This window comes from Synechococcus sp. RS9902, assembly GCF_014279635.1.
GTDB lineage: Bacteria > Cyanobacteriota > Cyanobacteriia > PCC-6307 > Cyanobiaceae > Parasynechococcus.
Genome location: NZ_CP047949.1, coordinates 661,448 through 677,509, shown reverse-complemented (window position 1 = coordinate 677,509; position 16,062 = coordinate 661,448). Strand labels below are relative to the sequence as shown.

The following is a 16,062-nucleotide window of genomic DNA, read 5'->3' as shown; positions in this document are numbered from 1 at the left end:
CTGGCACCGGGGCTTTTTTGTTGGCAGCTTGTGTTGCCGCAGCCTCAGGAACGCCGGTAGAGCCGGGCCGTGATCAACAGGGGGTGAAACACCTCCAGGAACTGAGCCTGCAGGGTGCGGAAAAAACCATCCACCAGGGCCGGATCATCGAAATGGAAGGGGTACTCGCCCTGATGGCCTTTGAAGAAGTACCAGTTCAGAAGCGCGATGGCCCCGGGGGCCATCCGCTGGTGAAACTCCAGCAACTGCGCCGAGGGATCCGGCAGGTGTTCCAGCACATCGAGGCAGACCACCGCATCGAAACGAACATCGCCCGTGCTGCTGAGGTCGCGATGCACCGAGAGCTTGTCCGCCAGCCCCAGGCTTTGCGCCCGTTGCTGAACAAAGGCCTGGTTGTGGGGATTGAGATCCACAAACCAGACGTGGTCAACCTCCGGCAGCGCCGCCGCCGAGAGGGCATGGGTGCCGATGCCTCCGCCGAAATCCAGCACCTGGCCCTGCACCGCCATGCCCTGGAGCCGCAGGGTGTCGGCGATGTAGTCCGCACTGGAGAGATGCCAGGCCGCCAGCTCCAGCAGGTGCCCCGTCCCCACCGTGTCCTCATAGAAGGATGTGGCGTCCTCCGGCCGGAACGCACCGGGGTGCAGGTCCGCCAGGTCGTCGGTGCTGCTGGGCAATCGCTGCTCGAGCTGTTCCAGCGTCAGGTCGAGGTAGCGGCTGAGGTGTTGCTTGATGCCCAGACCGTCCGCCAGGAAAGCGGAGACGTCCACATCCGTGCTGCTGCGGAGCTGGGGCATGGATGAGCATCAGGGAGCGGCCAACCTACGCAGCCGGCGGAATGCAACAGTCAGGGCATCCCGCTCCAGCCCCGGTGAACGGCCCCTTCGGCTTCGTGGTGATCGACAAGCCCGCAGGCCTCACCTCCCATGCCTGCATCAGCCGCCTGCGCCGCAGCTACGGCCTCAAACGGGTGGGCCATGGCGGCACCCTTGATCCTGCCGTCACAGGGGTTCTCCCCATTGCCCTGGGACCGGCGACCCGATTGCTGCCCTACCTCCCCGGGGAGAAGACCTACACCGGGGTGATTCAGCTGGGTCGGCGAACCAGCAGCGACGATCTGGACGGAGAGCTGCTGGAGCAGCAGGCCTGGCCGTCCCTCAGCGAAGCCGAGCTCAACAGCAGCCTGGAGGCGTTCCGGGGCGCGATTGAGCAGCGTCCGCCGCAGGTCTCCGCCGTCCATGTGGATGGCGAACGGGCCCATGCCAGAGCCAGGCGCGGTGAAGCCATGGATCTGCCGCCACGGGTCGTCACCGTGCACCGGCTGGAGCTGTTGAATTGGGATGCAGCCCTGGGGCAGCTGAGCATCGAGGTGCACTGTTCCGCCGGCACCTACATCCGCTCGATCGCCCGGGATCTGGGGGACCGCATCGGCTGCGGAGGCTGTCTGGCCTCCCTGCGCCGCACCCAGGCCCTGGGGTTCCATGCACACCAGGCCCATCCCCTGCCGGAGCAAGACGCTGTGCCGCCCGATCCCCTTTCTCCGCTGCTGGCCCTTGGGGGCCTGCCCCGGCGTGATCTCAGCGAAGCCGAGCAGATCGACTGGCGCTGCGGCCGACGCATCGCAATGGATCCCGGTGCTGGCGAGGCGGTGGTGGTGTGCAATGCGGATGGGAGCATGGCCGGGATCGGCCATCGCGAGAGCGGAGGTCTGCTGCGCCCCAAGGTGGTCTTCGATGCAGCAGGCTGAGGTCACCCGGTCGCTCAGTACTCTCCAAGCGCATCCCGCCCTGCCCTGACGCGATGGCTGGCCACAGCAAATGGTCCCAGATCAAACGCACCAAGGCCGTCGTTGATGCCAAACGTGGGGCAGTGTTCACCCGGCTGGGGCGGGAAATCATGGTGGCGGCCCGTGCCGGAGCCGATCCCGCCGGAAATTTTCAGTTGCGCACGGCCATCAGCAAAGCCCGCGCTGCAGGGGTTCCCGCCTCCAACATCGAGCGGGCCATCGCCAAGGGGTCAGGTCAAGCCGGTGATGGGGCCCAACTGGAGGAGGTGCGCTACGAGGGCTATGGCCCCGGCGGCATGGCGGTGCTGGTGGAGGCGCTCACAGACAACCGCAACCGCACCGCGGCGGATCTGCGGCTGGCCTTCAGCAAGAACGGCGGAAACCTGGGGGAAAACGGCTGCGTGGCCTACCTGTTTGAACACCGCAGCGAAGTGATCCTCAACGCCGGCCCCGACGACGAGGAACGGTTACTGGAAAGCCTCCTGGAGCTGGACGCCGATGGCTATGAGCTGTTGGACGAGGCCGTGATGGTGCATGGCCCGTTCGAGGCGTTGGAGAGCCTTCAGGACGGCTTGCGGCGGGCTGACTGGGATTTGCGGGAATGGGGCCATCACTGGTCCGCCCAGACCAGCGTCACTGTGAACGATCCCGACACCGCCCGCAGCTGCCTCAAGCTGCTGGATGCCCTCGACGGGCTCGACGATGTGCGCAGCGTCAGCGCCAACCTCGATCTCGCCGACGGACTGGAGCTCGACTGACGCCTCCTTGAAGTTTGTCGTCAGCAAATCCGCACCAAAGCTTGAGGCCCTGAGCCCCGATCGCCCCCAGCGCTAGGCCGAAGACATCCCTTCTGGAGGATCGCCATGTCCATGAAACAGCTGGAGACGTTCATGTCGCGGGTGCAGAGCAACGACTCGATCCGCGATGAGGTGCAGCGCTGCGGCAAGGACAACTCCTGCGTGGTCAAGGTCGGGGCCAAACACGGCCACAAGTTCTCGCCCGCACACCTGAGCCGCTGGCAAAAGGAACACTGACACCCGACCAAGCCGGCGGCTGGGGCCCCCTTAGGGGGACTCGGTCGCCTTCTCCTCGCCATCGGGTTGCTGACGGATCATCCGCGCCAGCATCTCCAACTTGGCGTTTTCCGATTCCGAGGCCCGGGTGGCCATCCAGGCACTGGCCGCCTTCTGCTGGGCCAGCTGCTGCACCAACGCCAGAGCCGTCTCGCGCAACTGCTCAAGGTCCTGACAGTCCTGAATGAAGCGCGTCCAGCGTTCCGCCTCAAAGCTCTGCTCAAGGCGCCGTTCCACGGGGTCGATGCTCATCGCCGCTGCTTTCGGCTGTTCAAGCTAAAGCCGCTGCATCGCACCAGAGCCAGACGTTGGGATGGGTCAGCAGCCAGCTGGCGGGCAGCGCAGGATCCGGCTCCCTTAAGTCCAACAACCGCTTGAGGATGCCGGCCTTGGCGGCGCCGGTCACCACCAGATGAATCTCAGCAGCCTCGAGGATCTCCCACAGGCCCAGGGTGATGGCCCGCTGCGGCACAGCCTCAACGCAATCATCGAAGAGCACCGCGTTCTGCTGCCGGGTTGCAGGGGTCAGCTCCACCTCATGGCAGTGCTGATCAGGGGGACAAGGCGGCTCGTTGAAACCCACATGACCATTGCTGCCGAGCCCCAGAAGCTGCAGGCCGATACCCCCGCAGCCGCTGAGCTGCTCGCCGTAGCGCCGCGCGGCAACCGCTCCGTCAGCGGCAGTGCTGTCGGGCAGATGCACCGCTGAGGCGGGCAAGCCCAGGGGTGCAGCGAGGTGGTGGGTCATGTAGGCCCTGTAGCCCCGGGGATCGTCCGCCGAAAGTCCGAGGTATTCGTCCAGATTGAAGCTGCACCATCGGCCCCGCAGGGCCTCCAGCTCATCGGCAGACCACGACAGCAGCCGTTCCACCAGTGTGCGATAGAGCGGCTCCATCGTGCGTCCCGTGGCGAGGCCCAAGGGCTTCAGGGGATCAGGCCCCTGCCAACTGCGCAGATGACGCTCCAGATGGGCCGCCAACACAGCGCAGAGATCCGTGTCACTGGAATGGCGTTGCAGACGACAGGGAAACCGTGCCAAAGGGCCAGACCGGCATGTCTCTCCAGAGTGGCTTCGTTGGGGGCTTCAGCGCCAGCGATGGATCGTGGTGCGGCTGGTAGGGAACAACCTCAGCCCCGCGGTAGTAGTGCCGAAGAATCGAGCGGAAGTGAGCCCCCTGCTCCGCCAGACCATGGGCTCCCCACTGACTCATGCCAACGCCGTGGCCATAGCCCTGGCCCTTCACCAGCAGCTGGAGTCCGCCAGCGGACCAACGACGCACCGACGTCTTGCTGACCAGCACCGGCGGAGGGGCCACCAACAGGGGCAGCCGTGCTCCCCGCTGGCGAGCCACCGATGCGGTGATCCGCTCAATACGGGATCCCGGGCGGGCGGTTGCAGTCACCCGCCGCACCGGAAGCTCCATGGGGGGGCGCTGCTCCCCCGTCACCATCTCAAAGTTCACCAGCGTGCTTTTGAGGCCCAACCGCTTGCGCAGCTCGCCGCCGCTGAGCACGAGCGATCCGCGGGGCCCGCGCAAGCGGGCCTCACGCACCCGTCCGCTGGCGGAACGACTCAGCACCTCAACGTCCTGGAGACCACCGGTTTCGGGCAGCCGCTGACGCAGCCCGGCTGAATCAAACCATTGTTCCCAGCGGTGCACCGGGCTGTGCTGATCGTGATCGGGGACGCTGACCAGATAGGGGTGCTGGCGGCGCCAGACCATCCCACTCGCCTCGGTCACCCCGCCAGAACTGCTGTGGAAGACGGCATCGATCAGGCGACCGCCATGCACGAGCACCAGCGAACGGGTGCTCGCCACCGCCTTGCGTGTGCTCGGGGTTTCCGACTCCACACCGCGGTACACCTGACTTGCCACCGTGCCCTTCACATCCCAGGCACCACCGCGGCTGCGTTGTTTTAACGCATAGGTGCGTGCGGCCACGGCCTGGGCCTGCAGGGCAGCCAGGGGCCAGCGGTGGGGCATTTCGCTGCCGACAACACTGGCGAGATAGGTCTCAACGCCCAGGCTGTTGACCACCCGCAAGGTGCCGCCGCGGCCGCTGATGCGCAGCACACCGCGGTAGCGACGCCCCCCCAACCAGATGCCCCGTGGATCGTCGTTCTGCACCGTCACCAGGGTGCTCGGGGCCAGCCGCATCGATCGGCCATCGACAGTGGCGCTCAGGCGGGCCCCTTGAAGGCTGAGCTGCAGCCGCTGTGGCCGTCGCTCGCCGCCGGGGAGTCCCTGCACCCGCAGCGGCTGTGCACCATCGGAGCGCAGGCTGACCCGGTTGTTCTCCAGCAGCAGCACGCGCATCTGCGGCTCGCGGCCGCGGGCCAGCACCGCCGGTGATGGAGCGATCACAGCGACGAGCACCAGCCCGACGGCAACGGAGGCGCGGCGCATGCTGGAGATCAACAGGCATCCCAGTTTGCCGCCTGTTCCAGGGTTCAGCCAGATGGCAGCATGAGTCCTGAGGAGCACCGGCCTTGCAGGTCACATTTCTCGGTACGAGTTCTGGGGTACCCACCCGGGCCCGCAACGTTTCAGCCGTGGCTCTGCGCTTGCCGCAGCGCTCGGAGATGTGGCTGTTCGACTGCGGCGAGGGAACCCAACATCAGTTTTTACGCAGTGATCTGCGGCTTTCGCAGTTGCGCCGGGTGTTCATCACCCACATGCATGGCGACCACGTGTTCGGCCTGCCTGGTCTGCTCGCCAGCCTCGGGCTCGCCGGCAGCAGCGCCGCAGGGGTGGATCTCTACGGGCCGGACCCCCTGGAGAGTTACCTCAATGGTGTGCTGCGCACCAGCTCCACCCGGATTGGCTATCCCCTCGCCGTCCACAGGGTCCGGGATGCAGCCGAGCAGGGCACGCTGCTGTTCGAGGACGACGACTTCACGGTGCGCTGCACCCCGCTCACCCACCGTGTGCCGGCCTACGCCTACCGCATCGAACAGAAGCCCCTGGCCGGTCGCTTCGACATTGAGAAAGCACGGGAACTGAACATCCCACCCGGCCCCGTGTACGCCCAGTTGAAGCGGGGTGAAACGGTGACCCTGGAGGACGGTCGCAGCATCGACGGCACCAGCCTCTGCGGTGAGGAGCGGCCCGGTGTGAGCGTCGTCTATTGCACCGACACCGTGTTCTGCGAAGCGGCCGTCGAGCTTGCGCGCGGCGCGGATCTGCTGATCCATGAATCCACCTTTGCCCATGGCGAGGCGGAGATGGCGTTCCAGAAACAGCACTCCACCAGCACCATGGCTGCCCAGACGGCCGCCGAAGCGGGTGTGGGGCAGCTGGTGCTCACCCACCTCAGCCCGCGCTACGTGCCGGGCAACCCGGTCACGCCCCAAGACCTGTTGAACGAGGCCAAGGCGATCTTCCCCAACACGCTGCTGGCCAAGGACTTCCTCAGCATTGACGTCAAACCACGCTGCAACAGTTCGTGATCCGGCCACAGAGGGTCACTTCCCCGTGATACAAGAGCTTGGTGCGGTGAATGCGTCACACCCCCTTACCTTCATGGCCTCTGTGTTCTCTTCCTTGCGACGGTCCCTGAAGGGCCTTCTGGTCCTCATCCCGGTGCTGATCGGTTTAGCCGTTATCTCTCCGGCTCAGGCGGCCCAGTGGGACGCTGAGACCCTGACGGTTCCGGCAGATCCCTCCGGCACAGAGGTGACCTTCAGCGATCGTGAAATCGATGCTGGCCGCAAGGTGTTCAACACCAGCTGCGGCACCTGCCACGCCGGCGGCATCACCAAGACCAACCACAACGTGGGCTTGGATCCTGAGACCCTGGCCCTGGCCACCCCGGCCCGCGACAACGTTGAGGCCCTGGTCGACTACATGAAGGACCCCACCTCCTACGACGGTGAGTACAGCATTGCTGACCTGCACCCGAGCATGCGCGACGCTGAGCTCTACCCCGCTATGCGCGATCTCGATGATGAGGACCTGCGCCTGATGGCTGGCTACATCCTGGTGTCGCCCAAAGTCCAGGGCAGCGCCTGGGGTGGTGGAAAGATCTACTTCTGATCAGCTTCTGCCGATCAACTCCAATCAAATTCGTTTGTCCCCGGCGGCCTCAGGTCGTCGGGGCTTTTTGTTGGGGACTCACCTGCTCAGGGGCCATGGAGCTGGGATGGCGGCTGTACCACCACTCCTGCAGATCCCGGCTGAAACGAACGGAGAACAGGGTCAGCACGGTGGGTGTGGGTCGTCCTCCCGGCTGCAGCAGTTCCACGGCGTAGGAGGGGCAACGCCGGGCCGCCAGGTCGGGCACAAACCGCCGTCCGATCCGTCGCCAGCTCGGCTCCTTGCTGCGCCAGGCCAGACGACAGCAGGGCCAGGGCAGTTCTTCGCGATCAAACAACCGGCAACAGGGCCCGATGACGCGGAAGCTGTACTGACCGCCGGGGCTGGTGTGAACGCTGCCGGGCTCCAGAAGATCGTCGACTTCGGGGCGGCTCACGGCAGGAGAAGACAAGGGACACGCATGGAAGACGACCAGACCAAAAAAAACCACCCCCGAAGGGGTGGTTGAGGACACGTCCTGTTGAAGGACAGAGGCTCAATAGAGCTCTTCTTCGGCGTGGGTCTTGATGGTGCAGTCGCTGGTGGGGTAGGCGACGCAGGTCAGCACGAAACCAGCTTCGATCTGGTCGTCGTCCAGGAAGCTCTGGTCGGACTGGTCGACGGTGCCAGCGGTGATCTTGCCGGCGCAGGTGGAGCAAGCGCCAGCGCGGCAGGAGTAGGGGAGGTCGATGCCCTGCTCTTCAGCAGCGTCGAGGATGTACTGGTCGTCGGGCACTTCGATGGTCTTGTTCAGACCTTCGCTCTCGGAGACCAGGGTGACCTTGTAAGAAGCCATGATTGATGAATGCGTACAGGGTTCCGGAAAACCCGGTCCTGCAGAACGCCACATTTTTACTTCAAATAAGTGCTCAACCTGACGATTCCGGGGCCACTGGGGAGGAGGACCAATCGGAGACCCCACTCTGATAAGCCTGGCTTATAGGGCAGGGTCTAGCAGCGGCGGATCTCCAGCAGCCCCCAGCGGCCCTGTGCCGCCTCGGCGGCGACCGACCAGCCCAAGCCCCCAAGAACCTCCTTCAGGCGCGGTGCCTGATCCACCAGGAGCCCACTGAGCAGAGCGCGCCCATCGGGCTGAAGCAGCCCCTCGAAACCCGGGGAGAGGGCTTCAATCACCGGAGCCAGGATGTTGCAGAGCAGCAGATCAGCGCGGCGGGGCGCGAGCAGATCGCTCAGGGTCTCCACAGAACCGAGAGCCACCTGAAGCTCAGCCTCCGATCGGTCGTTGAGGCCGCGGTTGTCCGTTGTGGCACGCACCGCCAGGGTATCGGTGTCAGCGGCCACCACCGACTCCGCCCCCAGACCCAGCGCAGCGAGGCCCAGCACCCCGCTGCCGCAGCCCAGATCGGCCACAAGCGACCCCACGGGAGGCGACTGCTCCAACGCCTCCAGGCAGAGCCGGGTGGTGGGGTGGCTTCCGGTGCCGAAGGCACTGCCGGGGTCCATCTTGATCACCAGCCGATCGGCATGCTCCGGCGGAACCTCCAGCCAGGCCGGCAGGATCAACAGCCCCGTACCGACAGGATCGGCCTGCCAGTGCTGTTTCCAGCTGAGGCTCCAATCCTCGTCGGCCACATCGTCCCAGTGTCCATCGGGCAGGCTGAGACCAAAGGGCTCCGCCAGCGGCTGCAGGCTGGCGACCAGCTCCCGCCGCTGCGGCTCCGGCCACTCCGGTTTCGAGAGCCAGACCAACAGCGTCTTGCGATCAGGCGTTTCCGGCGCATGCTGCACCGCATGGCGATGCAGCCCCAGATCCGTCAGTTTCCACACCAGCGATTCCTCCAGTTCTGGAGGAAACGGGAGTGTGAGACGCCACCACATCAGAGCGTGACCGGGTGTGCTTCCTGGATGCCATCGATGGCCGTGATCGTCTGCAGCAGATCTGCTGGGATCGGATCATCGATGCTGAGAACCATCACCGCATCGCCGCGCACGATCTTGCGGCCCACCTGCATGGAGGCGATGTTGACGTTGTGTTCGCCCAGCAGGGATCCCAGGTGACCAATGATTCCGGGCATGTCCCGGTGTCGGGTGAACAGCATGTGGCTGCTGGGGGTCACATTCACCGGGAAGGCATCGATGCTGGTGATGCGCAGATCGCCATCGGCAAAGACGGCACCGGTGACGCTGCGGCTGCCCTGATCACCACGGGTGGTGATTTGCAATGAGCCCCCGGCGAAGTCGCGGCTGCTCTCATCCTTCACCTCCAGCACCTGAATGCCGCGGGCCTTGGCCTCCAGCGAGGCATTCACGAAGTTGATGCTGTCACCCAGACCAGCGCTGAGCAGACCCTTCAGAGCGGCAATCACCAGAGGCTGGGAGGGATGGCTAGCGAATTCACCTTGCAGGCGTAGTTCCATCTCCTTCACATGACCCCCAGCCAGCTGACTGACGAGCAGACCGACCGTCTCGGCGAGCTGGAGATGGGGCTTGAGCCGCTCCATGATCTCGGCGCTGAGGCCGGGAATGTTGACCGCACTGCGGGCCGGCAGACCCAGCAGCACATCACGGATCTGCTCCGCCACATCGATCGCCACATTCTCCTGGGCCTCTTCCGTCGATGCACCGAGGTGGGGCGTCAGCACCAGACCACGCTCCACCGCCCGCAGGGGGGAGTCTTCCGCCAGGGGCTCACTGGCGTAAACATCCAGGCCCGCACCGGCGATCACACCGTTGTTGATGGCTTCAGCGATCGCCGCCTCATCCACCACGCCGCCGCGGGCGCAGTTCACGATCCGCGCCGTGGGCTTCATCGTGCGCAGCAGCTCCGCATTCACCAGGTTCTCGGTGTCCTTGGTGCGCGGGATGTGCAGGGTGACGTAGTCGGCGGTGCGGAACAGCTCATCCAGCTCCAGCAGCTTCACCTGCATCCGTTGAGCCCGGTCAGCAGCAATGAAGGGGTCGTAGGCGATCACATCCATGCCCATGGCCTGGGCAACCCGGGCGACGTGGGATCCGATCTTGCCGAGACCGACCACCCCCAGAGTCTTCTTGTAGAGCTCGTTGCCGACGTATTTCTTGCGGTCCCACTTGCCGGCCCGCATGCCGCCATGGGCCTGAGGGATGTGCCGCGAGAGGGTCAGCATCATCGCCAGAGCGTGCTCCGCTGCAGCGATGGTGTTGCCCTCCGGCGAGTTCACCACGAGCACACCCCGCTGGGTGGCCGCAGGCACATCAACGTTGTCGACGCCGACGCCGGCGCGGCCGATGATCTTGAGACGGCTCGCCGCCGCGATCACCGCTGCGGTCACCTGGGTGCCGGAACGGATCATCAATCCGTCGTACTCACCGATGATCCCGATCAGCTCCTCCTCCGAGAGGCCGGTGCGCTGATCCACCTGCGCCACTTGGCCAAGGATGTCGATCCCGGCCTGGTCGATCGGATCGGAGACAAGAACTTTCGTCATCGAAAGGCGCAGAACTGCCGCGGTGAACTGTAGAGATCGACATCCTCCACCCCCTCCAGTTCGAAGCACAGGGTTCAGAATTCAGCGCATTGGATCTGAATGCCCCATGCCCGTCTGTGTGATGGTGATGGCCGATGCCCCTGCGGCGGAAGGCCTGACCCAGCGGCTCCGGGACACCGATCTGCCGCTGCTGAAGTGTCTGACAATCCCCCCTGACGGGGATGCCATCGACAAGGTTGCCCTGCTGAACCCCAACCTCACGCGGCAACAGCGGCAGAGGGGCATGGCCCGCTGGCTGATGCCCTTCGGTTTCCTGGCAGGGGTCACCTTCACCAAGATCACCACCCTCACCACCTTCGCCAGCTTTGGCCCCTGGGGTGAAACCCTGATCGGCGGCCTGCTGGGCATGGGCTCCGGCCTGATGGGGAGCTACGCCGCAGCCGCCAGCGTGGATTCAGACAACGATGCAGGCGTGCGGATCCTGCGCAACCGCCGCGACGAAGGACGCTGGCTGGTGCTGCTGGAAACACCCAATGGCATCGAGGCCCCCTGGCAAGTGATTCAAAAGTCGCGGCCGCAGCAGGTGGTTCGCCTCGACGACCTGTGATGCTGCCCCGGGAGGAGCTGCTGGCGGGGGCCCAGAACCAGGAAAGGCTGACGTTGCTGGTCGATCTCGCGGAGCAGGTGTTGCGCACCTGGCAACCGGCCTGGAGTCCCTTCCTCAGCGCACCGCTGCGGGAGGAAGCCTTGGCTCGCCTGGGCAGCCTCAGTGAATTGACCTGGATCAGTGATGGCGGCTATCCAGGCGCCGAACGCCAACGGCTGCTCTGCCACCGTCGCGACGACAGCCCTGATCCAGCAGCCCCGGTTCAAGGCCTGCTGATTGAAGGCAATTTCCTCTTCGACCCCCTTTCCCCCGAGGACCTGCGCGAAGCGTTGAAGGCCATGGGCGTCGACGCAGACAACATCGGCGATCTCTGGGTGCGCGGCGATCGCGGCGGGCAAGGGGTCTGCACCCCCAGTGCTGCCGAAGCCCTGCATGGCCGCCTGGGGGCCGTGCGCGAGGTGGAGATTCGCTGCGAAGCCCGTCCTGTGGAGCAGTTGCAGCAGCCTGTGCAACGCAGCGTCCGCACCCTGCAGACAGTGGAGGCCTCCTGTCGCCTGGATGCGATTGCATCGGCTGGATTCGGGCTGTCCCGAGCCAAGATCGTCACCCACGTCAAAGCCGGGCGCCTTCGGCTCAACTGGGGCAACGTGCGTCAAGCCAGCCGTGAACTGGTGGTGGGCGACCGGCTGCAGCTGCAGGATCGCGGCTCGGTGGAGGTGCTCTCGCTCACGCGCACCAAACGGGAGCGCTGGCGCGTTGAACTGCGCCGCAGTTGAGTTGAGCTGCCCACCAGCTGCTACTGTTCAGCCTCGGTCGATGAAATCACAAGATTTCAAATTGATCGATGTCGGGCGATTAGCTCAGGGGTAGAGCACTACATTGACATTGTAGGAGTCACTGGTTCAAATCCAGTATCGCCCACTTTCCCTGTCGGGACTGCGTTTTCGAACTTCAGACCTCGCAATGACACGCACGATTGTCGTTGGCTTGGGTCGCTCAGGTTTGGGGGCTGCGCGTCTGCTCAAGCAGCAGAATCGCGATGTAGTTGTGTTCGAACGGGGCGATAACGAAGCCCTCCAACACACTTCGAAAACCCTCGCTGAAGAGGGCATTGAGGTGGTGCTGGGGCAGCCCCTGACCCTGGAGAGCTTTCACGCCTGGAGCGACAACCTGGACGCTGTGGTGATCGGCCCCGGCATCCCCTGGGATCATCCAACCCTGGTTGAGCTGCGATCGGAGGGCATCCAGGTGCGCGGCGAGATGGATCTGGCCTGGGATGCCCTTCAACAGATCCCCTGGATCGGCATCACTGGAACCAACGGCAAAACCACGGTCACCCACCTGCTCCACCACGTGCTGGAGGCCTCAGGCCTTACGGCACCGATGGGGGGAAACATGGGCCTCTCCGCCGCTGAACTGGCCTGCCAGATCGGCTCAGGGGCCACACCGCGGCCGGATTGGCTCGTGATGGAACTGAGCAGTTATCAGATCGAGGCGGCCCCCGCCGTGGCCCCCAAGATCGGCATCTGGACCACGCTGACCCCAGACCATCTCGAACGCCACGGCAGCCTGGAGGCCTACCGGGCCATCAAACGCGGGCTGCTCGAGCGCTCGGAGTGCGCCCTCTTCAATGCCGATGATCCAGACCTGCGCCAGCAACGCAGCAGCTGGGACCGCGGCACCTGGGTGAGCGCCGAGGGCACGCGTCCGGACCATCAGCCCGCCGACCTCTGGATTGATGACGAGGGCATGGTGCGCAACAACGCCACCCGCTTGTTTGCGGCTGATGCCCTGGCGATGCCGGGCTGCCACAACCGCCAAAACCTGTTACTGGTGACCGCTGCCGCCCTCGAGGTCGGCCTCTCCCCGCAGCAGATCGCCGACGCCTTGCGCACATTTCCGGGCGTACCGCACCGGCTTGAGCAATTGGGCACTTTGGCAGGAGCCAGCGTGTTCAACGACAGCAAAGCCACCAATTACGACGCAGCCGAGGTTGGCTTGCGGGCCGTGCAGGGGCCCGTCGTGGTGCTGGCCGGGGGGCAGACCAAACAGGGCGATGCCAGGGGCTGGCTCGAGCAGCTGCACAGCAAGGCCTGCAGCCTGATCCTGTTCGGTGCGGGGGCCGATGAGCTAGCCAGCCTGGCCAAAGCAGCTGGATACCCCGGCGAACTGCTGCAGTGCCCCGAGCTCGAAAGCGCTGTGAACCTGGCTGAAACGGCCGTGCAGCGGCATCAGGCCTCATCGCTGCTGCTGTCACCGGCCTGCGCCAGCTTTGATCAATACAGGGATTTCGAGGCCAGAGGAGACCACTTCCGCACCCTGATCACCCCCCTGCTGGACGTCGCCTGAGACCAAACGAACGCAATGGGATGCATCTGGGCCTAACGGTCCGATGATGGTGTGAAACAAGCCTTGCGACGTGGCCTTCTGGTTGATGAAAAGCGAACCCGACGCCTACGGGATCGATGATCTGCGGCGCGAGGGCACCACGCTGTGGGACGGCATTCGCAACTACCAGGCCCGCAATTTCATGCGCAGCATGGAGGTGGGAGACCAAGCATTTTTTTATCACTCCAATTGCAAGCCCCCCGGGATCATCGGGCTGATGGAAGTGATGGAGACCGGCCTGGTGGACCCCACGCAATTTGATCCCACGGCCAAGTACTACGACCCCAAATCAAGCCCCGAGAAACCACGCTGGGACTGCGCACGGCTGCGATTCCTCGGCGAATTCTACGCCCTGCTCAGCCTCGACCAGCTGCGGGAGCTCTACAGCGAAGAGCAGCTGCCCGTGATCAAACGCGGCAACAGGCTCTCGATCCTTCCGGTCCCCACCGACACCGCCAACGACCTCCTTTCACGGCTTGGCCAGCTCCACTGAAATCCCACTGGTCACGCTGCTGCCACGGGCCTGGATCGGCTTCAGCCGGGGGCCCTGGCGCTGTGTGGGCTTGGCGGCGCTGGTGTTGATCAGTGCCAGCGGCCCTGCGGTGATCGGCCACGACCTGCGCCTGGCGGGATCCCCATGGCTCAATCGGCTGGGGGACCTCTCAGTGTTGATCAGCCTGGTGCTTCCGCTGCTGCCTCTCCTGGGCCTGCTGCAACTGACGGATGGCCTGCTCCCCGACCGACGCGACGACCGCCCCCAACAGAGCTGGAGACAGCTGCTGCGCCAGGCCTTCACCCTGGTGCTGCTTGAGCTGGTGCTGGTGCTGGGGGGCGTCGGATTGACTCAGTCGTTGAGCTGGGCGCTCGGACGCTGGAGCACGGCCTTGGCAGGTCTGAGCGTGCTGCTAGGGGGAGTGGTGCTGCTGAGCTGGCTGTTCAGCCAAACCCTGGCCCTGCCCCTGCTCGTGCACGAGCGCTGCCGAGCGCTTCAGGCGATGGACCACAGCCGACAGCTGGTGCACCGCAATGGGCTCAAGGTGCTGGCGCTGTTGGGGATGCTGCTCGGCCTCAATCTTCTGGGGCTGATCGGGGCCACCCTGGGGCTGCTGCTCAGCCTCCCCTTCAGCGCCCTGGTGCTGATGGCCTGCTGCCGGCCTCAGACGCCATTGATCAGCGATTCCCGGCGGAACATGTTTCCAACGTAAACCCGGGTGATCTCCCGCGATGCCTGGCCGTTCTGCACCAGGAAGCCGGCAAGCGCCGCCTGAACCAAACGGTATTGATCCCAGTTCGGATGTCCTTCGATGAACTGGGTCATGGCCTGCTGGAGGGGCTGCGGCACTTCCGATTGGAAACTCACAACACTGGTCTCAGCCGCGGCTTGCTCAAGGCCTTCCGGCATCTTTTCTTTTCGAAACGAACACTAGTTCTCCACACCACGGCGCCGCCGTCAAGAACCACCAACACGGGGCCATTCTCACGAATCTCCAAGCGAGATCCCTGCCAGAAAGCCACTCCTGCACTGGTCGAAGCGCCGGCCTAGACGGAGCTGCGCAGCCCGCCGCCATCGTCAAGCAAAAACAACGACAAACGGGTGATTTCCACAGAAACCCGCCAGGGCGGCGTTAACGGCCCATGGCCTGTGGAAAAACTGTGCAGAGCAACGGGGAAAGGGCGGGGAAATCAATGACTCAAAAACGATTAGCTGGATTAATCAATGCTGCGAGTCCCACAACGTTCTCAAGGCCGCTACGGCCGCCGCCGCCGCTGGGGCCGGCCACTCCCCCTGCGCCGCACGTCCCTCCAACGGGGTGAGCAGGATGCGCAACTCCCATTGGCTGCGATCACCGCTCAAGCATCCCCACCACACGCCACGATCCAGCTCCAGCTCGATCGATTCTTCGGGCATCAGTTGGTCAACCAGACCCCTGTGCTGCTGCTCCAGGGTTGCCACAAGTTCCACCAAATCCCGCCACTCCGGCTCGGTCAACTCAAACGCCCAGCGCTCTCCCCCCACAAGAACGCAAAATTCGCCGCGGGAGGGGTCGTGCGACACCCGCCATCCGTCCCCCTCCTGCTGGATCACAACCGATGGATCAACCAGGCAGCAGATCGGGCTGGTCTTGCTCGTCGCTCAATTCGACGATGGCCCGCTGCACCGGCTTAACGCTGGACTCCTCCAGCAGACCGTCAAAGTCGTCGAAGCGGCGCTGCTTGGCCCGGAAGGCAATCCGCACCGTCGTCAGATAACGGTTGCTTGATTGACGAATCAAGCTTTCGCCACGTTTGGCGAGATCCTTGGAATCGACTCCGGCCGAAAGCACAGGCTTCTAGATCAAACAACTTGAGACTAAGTGGTGGCCGTCTCAGGCCAGCTGGTCGGTGTGAAAAGGCACGTGCATGGGGTAAGCCCGCTGACGGGAGCCTGGAACCCGCAACACGATCTGGCGCCCCATTCCCAAGGCCGCCAGGGGCAAGCGCAGATCAGTGACCAAACCACTCAATTCCTCGAGATGTGCATCGTCGATGCACTCGATGCGGATGCTGCCCCAGCTGCGACGCATGCGACAGCTCCGCAGCGGCTCCAGCCTCTCCTGCAGTTCAGGATCTTCCCGGTAAAAGGAGAAGATCAGCTGTTGCAATCGATCCATGGCCGCCAGTCCCCCTAGTCTCATCCTGACTTCACCGTGCCCTGAGCACGGTCCGA

The 16,062-nt window shown here is 64.5% G+C and carries 22 protein-coding genes and 1 tRNA gene; 11 read left to right on the top strand and 12 right to left on the bottom strand.

Annotated features, from left to right (window positions below):
- Positions 1–44 precede the first annotated feature (44 nt).
- Entirely contained in the window at positions 45–797 is a 753-nt protein-coding gene (locus SynRS9902_RS03505) for a bifunctional 2-polyprenyl-6-hydroxyphenol methylase/3-demethylubiquinol 3-O-methyltransferase UbiG (protein WP_186509990.1), read from the bottom strand.
- Positions 798–838: 41 nt separating this feature from the next.
- Here SynRS9902_RS03505 and truB point away from each other — a divergent pair, with 41 nt between their 5' ends.
- The 3 genes from truB to SynRS9902_RS03490 all read left to right on the top strand — a co-directional run bounded on the left by truB (position 839) and on the right by SynRS9902_RS03490 (position 2,820).
- Positions 839–1,747: a tRNA pseudouridine(55) synthase TruB gene (gene truB / locus SynRS9902_RS03500; RefSeq protein ID WP_186509989.1), complete on the top strand. Its 909-nt coding sequence runs from the start codon at positions 839–841 to the stop codon at positions 1,745–1,747.
- A 53-nt stretch (positions 1,748–1,800) separates the two neighbouring features.
- Positions 1,801–2,544 carry a YebC/PmpR family DNA-binding transcriptional regulator gene (locus SynRS9902_RS03495; RefSeq protein ID WP_186509988.1) on the top strand — a complete coding sequence of 248 codons (744 nt, stop codon included), beginning with the start codon at positions 1,801–1,803 and terminating at the stop codon, positions 2,542–2,544.
- Positions 2,545–2,649: 105 nt separating this feature from the next.
- Entirely contained in the window at positions 2,650–2,820 is a 171-nt protein-coding gene (locus SynRS9902_RS03490) for a Nif11 family protein (protein ID WP_071823080.1), read from the top strand.
- Positions 2,821–2,850: 30 nt separating this feature from the next.
- Here the strand turns inward: SynRS9902_RS03490 and SynRS9902_RS03485 are convergent, their stop codons facing one another.
- The 3 genes from SynRS9902_RS03485 to SynRS9902_RS03475 are packed head-to-tail and all read right to left on the bottom strand — an operon-like array spanning position 2,851 to position 5,267.
- Positions 2,851–3,111, bottom strand: coding sequence for a hypothetical protein (locus SynRS9902_RS03485; RefSeq protein ID WP_186509987.1), 261 nt, complete (start codon positions 3,109–3,111; stop codon positions 2,851–2,853).
- A 19-nt stretch (positions 3,112–3,130) separates the two neighbouring features.
- On the bottom strand, positions 3,131–3,898 hold the full coding sequence (locus SynRS9902_RS03480) for a glucosamine-6-phosphate deaminase (RefSeq protein ID WP_222929475.1): 768 nt from the start codon (positions 3,896–3,898) through the stop codon (positions 3,131–3,133).
- A complete protein-coding gene (locus tag SynRS9902_RS03475) occupies positions 3,858–5,267 on the bottom strand; it encodes a SpoIID/LytB domain-containing protein (RefSeq protein WP_370586322.1) in 1,410 nt (469 codons plus the stop codon). Before SynRS9902_RS03475 ends, SynRS9902_RS03480 begins: the two co-directional genes overlap by 41 nt.
- An 83-nt stretch (positions 5,268–5,350) precedes the next feature.
- Here SynRS9902_RS03475 and rnz point away from each other — a divergent pair, with 83 nt between their 5' ends.
- Positions 5,351–6,310 (top strand): ribonuclease Z, encoded by a 960-nt coding sequence (rnz, locus tag SynRS9902_RS03470; protein WP_186509985.1) that lies wholly within the window; start codon positions 5,351–5,353, stop codon positions 6,308–6,310.
- 73 nt (positions 6,311–6,383) lie between these two features.
- Positions 6,384–6,896, top strand: coding sequence for a photosystem II cytochrome c-550 (psbV, locus tag SynRS9902_RS03465; protein ID WP_222929014.1), 513 nt, complete (start codon positions 6,384–6,386; stop codon positions 6,894–6,896).
- A 49-nt stretch (positions 6,897–6,945) separates the two neighbouring features.
- Here psbV and SynRS9902_RS03460 read toward each other — a convergent pair whose 3' ends face one another.
- The 4 genes from SynRS9902_RS03460 to serA all read right to left on the bottom strand — a co-directional run bounded on the left by SynRS9902_RS03460 (position 6,946) and on the right by serA (position 10,360).
- Positions 6,946–7,332 (bottom strand): hypothetical protein, encoded by a 387-nt coding sequence (locus tag SynRS9902_RS03460; protein WP_115010139.1) that lies wholly within the window; start codon positions 7,330–7,332, stop codon positions 6,946–6,948.
- A 99-nt stretch (positions 7,333–7,431) separates the two neighbouring features.
- Entirely contained in the window at positions 7,432–7,731 is a 300-nt protein-coding gene (locus SynRS9902_RS03455; protein ID WP_006043345.1) for a ferredoxin, read from the bottom strand.
- A gap of 155 nt (positions 7,732–7,886) precedes the next feature.
- Positions 7,887–8,774: a 50S ribosomal protein L11 methyltransferase gene (gene prmA / locus SynRS9902_RS03450; RefSeq protein WP_186509984.1), complete on the bottom strand. Its 888-nt coding sequence runs from the start codon at positions 8,772–8,774 to the stop codon at positions 7,887–7,889.
- Positions 8,774–10,360 carry a phosphoglycerate dehydrogenase gene (gene serA, locus SynRS9902_RS03445; protein ID WP_114989479.1) on the bottom strand — a complete coding sequence of 529 codons (1,587 nt, stop codon included), beginning with the start codon at positions 10,358–10,360 and terminating at the stop codon, positions 8,774–8,776. The genes prmA and serA overlap by 1 nt, the downstream gene beginning before the upstream one ends.
- 106 nt (positions 10,361–10,466) lie before the next feature.
- On the opposite strand from serA, the gene SynRS9902_RS03440 reads away from it, so the two are divergent.
- From SynRS9902_RS03440 to SynRS9902_RS03415, 6 genes are all read left to right on the top strand, one after another.
- On the top strand, positions 10,467–10,967 hold the full coding sequence (locus SynRS9902_RS03440) for a hypothetical protein (protein WP_114989480.1): 501 nt from the start codon (positions 10,467–10,469) through the stop codon (positions 10,965–10,967).
- Positions 10,967–11,743 (top strand): photosystem II S4 domain protein, encoded by a 777-nt coding sequence (locus SynRS9902_RS03435; RefSeq protein ID WP_186509983.1) that lies wholly within the window; start codon positions 10,967–10,969, stop codon positions 11,741–11,743. The genes SynRS9902_RS03440 and SynRS9902_RS03435 overlap by 1 nt, the downstream gene beginning before the upstream one ends.
- A 73-nt stretch (positions 11,744–11,816) precedes the next feature.
- Positions 11,817–11,888: transfer RNA gene (locus tag SynRS9902_RS03430), tRNA-Val, on the top strand.
- Between the two features lie 42 nt (positions 11,889–11,930).
- The gene (gene murD / locus SynRS9902_RS03425; RefSeq protein WP_186509982.1) at positions 11,931–13,316 is read left to right on the top strand and encodes a UDP-N-acetylmuramoyl-L-alanine--D-glutamate ligase; all 1,386 of its coding nucleotides are present in this window, start codon (positions 11,931–11,933) and stop codon (positions 13,314–13,316) included.
- A gap of 85 nt (positions 13,317–13,401) precedes the next feature.
- On the top strand, positions 13,402–13,848 hold the full coding sequence (locus tag SynRS9902_RS03420; protein ID WP_186509981.1) for an EVE domain-containing protein: 447 nt from the start codon (positions 13,402–13,404) through the stop codon (positions 13,846–13,848).
- Positions 13,832–14,560 carry a hypothetical protein gene (locus tag SynRS9902_RS03415; protein WP_186509980.1) on the top strand — a complete coding sequence of 243 codons (729 nt, stop codon included), beginning with the start codon at positions 13,832–13,834 and terminating at the stop codon, positions 14,558–14,560. The genes SynRS9902_RS03420 and SynRS9902_RS03415 overlap by 17 nt, the downstream gene beginning before the upstream one ends.
- Here the strand turns inward: SynRS9902_RS03415 and SynRS9902_RS03410 are convergent.
- The 4 genes from SynRS9902_RS03410 to SynRS9902_RS03395 all read right to left on the bottom strand — a co-directional run bounded on the left by SynRS9902_RS03410 (position 14,512) and on the right by SynRS9902_RS03395 (position 16,006).
- Positions 14,512–14,757 carry a DUF2811 domain-containing protein gene (locus SynRS9902_RS03410; protein WP_006851681.1) on the bottom strand — a complete coding sequence of 82 codons (246 nt, stop codon included), beginning with the start codon at positions 14,755–14,757 and terminating at the stop codon, positions 14,512–14,514. The genes SynRS9902_RS03415 and SynRS9902_RS03410 overlap by 49 nt on opposite strands.
- A gap of 312 nt (positions 14,758–15,069) precedes the next feature.
- Positions 15,070–15,441, bottom strand: coding sequence for a DUF1818 family protein (locus SynRS9902_RS03405; RefSeq protein WP_186509979.1), 372 nt, complete (start codon positions 15,439–15,441; stop codon positions 15,070–15,072).
- Between the two features lie 10 nt (positions 15,442–15,451).
- Positions 15,452–15,679: a DNA-directed RNA polymerase subunit omega gene (locus SynRS9902_RS03400; RefSeq protein WP_025362489.1), complete on the bottom strand. Its 228-nt coding sequence runs from the start codon at positions 15,677–15,679 to the stop codon at positions 15,452–15,454.
- A 42-nt stretch (positions 15,680–15,721) separates the two neighbouring features.
- Positions 15,722–16,006, bottom strand: coding sequence for a hypothetical protein (locus SynRS9902_RS03395; RefSeq protein WP_186509978.1), 285 nt, complete (start codon positions 16,004–16,006; stop codon positions 15,722–15,724).
- Between the last annotated feature and the right edge of the window lie 56 nt (positions 16,007–16,062).

What these genes read in the sequence shown, in the direction of transcription:
- SynRS9902_RS03455 (WP_006043345.1), bottom strand. Translation starts at nt 7,731, where the DNA reads ATGGCTTCTTACAAGGTCACCCTGGTCTCCGAGAGCGAAGGTCTGAAC.
- psbV (WP_222929014.1), top strand. Translation starts at nt 6,384, where the DNA reads ATGGCCTCTGTGTTCTCTTCCTTGCGACGGTCCCTGAAGGGCCTTCTG.
- serA (WP_114989479.1), bottom strand. Translation starts at nt 10,360, where the DNA reads ATGACGAAAGTTCTTGTCTCCGATCCGATCGACCAGGCCGGGATCGAC.
- SynRS9902_RS03435 (WP_186509983.1), top strand. Translation starts at nt 10,967, where the DNA reads ATGCTGCCCCGGGAGGAGCTGCTGGCGGGGGCCCAGAACCAGGAAAGG.
- prmA (WP_186509984.1), bottom strand. Translation starts at nt 8,774, where the DNA reads ATGTGGTGGCGTCTCACACTCCCGTTTCCTCCAGAACTGGAGGAATCG.
- SynRS9902_RS03440 (WP_114989480.1), top strand. Translation starts at nt 10,467, where the DNA reads ATGCCCGTCTGTGTGATGGTGATGGCCGATGCCCCTGCGGCGGAAGGC.
- SynRS9902_RS03495 (WP_186509988.1), top strand. Translation starts at nt 1,801, where the DNA reads ATGGCTGGCCACAGCAAATGGTCCCAGATCAAACGCACCAAGGCCGTC.
- SynRS9902_RS03410 (WP_006851681.1), bottom strand. Translation starts at nt 14,757, where the DNA reads ATGCCGGAAGGCCTTGAGCAAGCCGCGGCTGAGACCAGTGTTGTGAGT.
- truB (WP_186509989.1), top strand. Translation starts at nt 839, where the DNA reads ATGCAACAGTCAGGGCATCCCGCTCCAGCCCCGGTGAACGGCCCCTTC.
- murD (WP_186509982.1), top strand. Translation starts at nt 11,931, where the DNA reads ATGACACGCACGATTGTCGTTGGCTTGGGTCGCTCAGGTTTGGGGGCT.
- SynRS9902_RS03490 (WP_071823080.1), top strand. Translation starts at nt 2,650, where the DNA reads ATGTCCATGAAACAGCTGGAGACGTTCATGTCGCGGGTGCAGAGCAAC.
- SynRS9902_RS03395 (WP_186509978.1), bottom strand. Translation starts at nt 16,006, where the DNA reads ATGGATCGATTGCAACAGCTGATCTTCTCCTTTTACCGGGAAGATCCT.
- SynRS9902_RS03420 (WP_186509981.1), top strand. Translation starts at nt 13,402, where the DNA reads ATGAAAAGCGAACCCGACGCCTACGGGATCGATGATCTGCGGCGCGAG.
- SynRS9902_RS03475 (WP_370586322.1), bottom strand. Translation starts at nt 5,267, where the DNA reads ATGCGCCGCGCCTCCGTTGCCGTCGGGCTGGTGCTCGTCGCTGTGATC.
- SynRS9902_RS03505 (WP_186509990.1), bottom strand. Translation starts at nt 797, where the DNA reads ATGCCCCAGCTCCGCAGCAGCACGGATGTGGACGTCTCCGCTTTCCTG.
- SynRS9902_RS03485 (WP_186509987.1), bottom strand. Translation starts at nt 3,111, where the DNA reads ATGAGCATCGACCCCGTGGAACGGCGCCTTGAGCAGAGCTTTGAGGCG.